Consider the following 1465-nt stretch of genomic DNA (forward strand, 5'->3'; position numbering starts at 1 on the left):
AATTGACCGGGTTCAACCGGTGGTTGCAACACCGGCTTGTTGGAGCAACAGTAGCTGCTCGTTGAAGGCTTCGGCAGGGGTTCTCCAGCCGAGGGTCTTGCGGGGCCTTGTGTTGAGTGCGTGAGCGACGGCTTCAATCTCCTCTGCCGTCCAGCTCGACAGGTCGGTGCCCTTGGGGAAGTACTGGCGCAGTAGTCCGTTGGTGTTCTCGTTCGTGCCGCGTTGCCAGGGGGACTGCGGATCGGCGAAGAACACCGGGATGCCCGTCTCGACCGTGAACTGTGCGTGAGCGGACATCTCCTTGCCGCGATCCCAGGTCAACGACCTCGCCAGTTGGGCGGGCAGCGTCGACATCGTGCTCGCCAGCGCGTTCTTCATCGTGATCGCGCCATAGCCGGCCAGCGCGGGGCCGTTCTTGGGTGTTTCCTTGTGTCGGTATCCCTTCTCACGGGGGAGGTGGACCAGCATCGTGAACCTGGTCGTGCGGTCGACGACGGTGCCAATCGCTGAGCGCTCGAGCCCAATCAGCAGGTCACCCTCCCAATGGCCGGGAACAGCTCGGTCTCCGGCTTCTGCGGGACGTTCGCTGATCAGCGTTCCAGGAGTGACGTGCGCCCAAGTCTTGCGGCGTGACCGTTCCCGCGGCGCGCGCAGCGCCCGGCCCGTGCGCAGACACCAGACAAGCTCGCGTTTGAGCGCGCCGCGGCCCTGAATGTAGAGGGATTGGTAGATCGCCTCGTGACTGATGCGCATGGACTCATCATCGGGGAAGTCGACCTTGAGCCGGTTGCTGATCTGCTCCGGACTCCACGCCGTGGACCACCCGCGGTGCTTACGGTGGGGCTTGTTGATCCCCGTGAACCGTGGGGGCTCGGGACCGATTATCACCTTGCCATCAGGCGTGGCGATCTGCCCCGATAATCGGTCCTGGACGTAGGTATGCAACCGCACGTTCGTGACCAGCTTCGCCGCCTTCGGGCGTTTCGCGGCCATGTCGGCCTTCCACTGCGCAACCGACGCTCGATACCCGCGACTTCCGTAGCGGACGGCCGCATTCCGGCGCAGCTCACGGGAGATCGTCCCCGGGTTACGGCCTAGAGTTCGAGCGATCTCGCGCACGCCGCGTCCCTGAGCACGCAGGAATGCGATCTCCTCACGCTCAGCGAACGACAGGTAGCGTCCGGTTGGCGTGAACTTCAGATCGAATGGAGGCATGCCGCCAGCGTGGCGGAACCATCGCTGACCGACAGCTTGCGCCACGCCGACCACGGCAGCAGCCTCGATGGGCAATAGCCCCTTGGCGATCTCCGCCCAGAACGCCGCCTCGACATGCCGTTGGAACTTCGGATGCCCAGGGGACCGAAGCTTCGGTCGCTCCGCCCGATCTGCTGCCTGCTGACGACGAACCATCTGACACCTCCCGATCGAGGTGTTGCGACGACCAGTTGAATCCGCCTTGAGACCC

General features: G+C 64.3%; 1 protein-coding gene. It reads right to left on the minus strand.

The genetic code is table 11. The features are described 5' to 3' along the window. Positions 1-12: 12 nt before the first annotated feature. Positions 13-1410, minus strand: a complete 1398-nt coding sequence (locus Q9R22_RS13250) for an IS30 family transposase (RefSeq protein WP_029603730.1) — start codon at positions 1408-1410, stop codon at positions 13-15. Between the last annotated feature and the right edge of the window lie 55 nt (positions 1411-1465).

Source organism: Kocuria sp. PD6 (assembly GCF_031844145.1).
Lineage (GTDB): Bacteria > Actinomycetota > Actinomycetes > Actinomycetales > Micrococcaceae > Kocuria > Kocuria marina.